Annotated in this window: 1 protein-coding gene; it reads left to right on the forward strand. The window is 48.0% G+C overall.

Translation table 11 applies throughout. The features are described from left to right. Positions 1-1,464 (forward strand): WD40 repeat domain-containing protein (locus tag KDK18_RS00120; protein ID WP_257252322.1); only part of this gene is annotated, 1,464 nt, incomplete at both ends.

Below are 1,464 nucleotides of genomic sequence, written 5' to 3' on the forward strand. Positions count from 1 at the left end.
TATGGGTAGGGAGATCACTGCATCTTACCAGTGTGAATCTTTATTGGAGCAACTGCCCTTAGAGATAAAGTATAAAGTCATTGACTCTCTGAATCTTCCAGCGGTAGCCCTTTTAAAACGGACATGCTCTAAGTTCTACAATGCTATCAAAGAAGGTGATGCTCTGGCGAAGGCTTGGTATCAGCGGTTTCCTTCAGCACTCCAGGCTCAACTCAAGAGAGTCATCAGTACAAAAGATAACAACCAACTCAGCGACTGGTTAGGGCAGTTTACGAATGATGAGGTGCTAATAAAGTCACTTATACAACGCCGAAAGAGTGATCAATTTCCCGCTATTTTCTATTTCACCATCACTGAACTGATGTCTAAATGTGAAACATTTGAATGGGTTGGAAAAGGCGAGATTTCTCATGGTGGCGAGATTAGATCAGCCACCTTTAGTGGCGATGGCCGCCACGTGGTGACCGTGAGTTCTGCTTTTGGTGAAGATACAGCGAAAATCTCTGGTCAGGACATCAATGGGTCATGGTATGTAAAAACCAGCTGTTTTCATACCGATCTTATCAACTCAGCCACCTTTAGCCCTGATGGCAATCATCTGGTCACTGCCAGTTATGATTGCACGGCGAGAATCTACAGTTTGGAGGCCGATGGATCCTGGCAAGAAAAGGAGACCATTACCTATGATCGTCCGGTCAGCTCAGCCACGTTCAGTCCCGATAGCACTCTTTTGCTGACCGCCAGTTATGGTCGCACGGCGAAAATCTACGGTTTGGAGGCCAATGGATCCTGGGTACCAAAAGCCAGCATTTCCCATCGAGGTTCAGTCTGCTCAGCCACCTTCAGCGTTGATGGGTGCTATGTGATAACCTGCACCGGTAGCGCTAATGGGGTGAAAATCCTTAGCCAGGAGGAAGATGGATCATGGCTGGAGAATGATACTGTTCCCTATGACAATCATGCTACTTCAGCCACCTTCAGCTACGATGGCACCCATGTGCTGACCGTTGGTGTAATGCCTGAGTACGGTAGGTTCAACGATACCCCCTCCAACCGCGATGGCACCCACATGGTGAAAATTTATGGCCATAAGACCGATGGATCCTGGGAACTAAAGGCTGACATTCGCCATTCTTCTTGGGTCACTTCAGCCGACTTCAGCACCGATGGCAGCCATATTGTGACTGCCAGTGTCGATGGTACGGCGAAAATCTACGGTCTGAAGGCCGATGGATCATGGGAATCAAAAACCACCATTCGTCATGGCAGTTCGGTACCATCAGTTACTTTCAGCGCTGATAGCCGCCATCTGCTGATCGCCAGTCAAAATAAAACGGTGAAAATCTACGGCCTTAAGGACGGAGTCTGGAATGAAAAGGCCTCCATTACTCATGACGGCGAGGTCAATTCAGCCGTCTTTAGCACTGATAGTCGTCATGTGGTAACCGCCAGTAAAGATAAAAC

This window comes from Endozoicomonas sp. SESOKO3 (assembly GCF_024606255.1).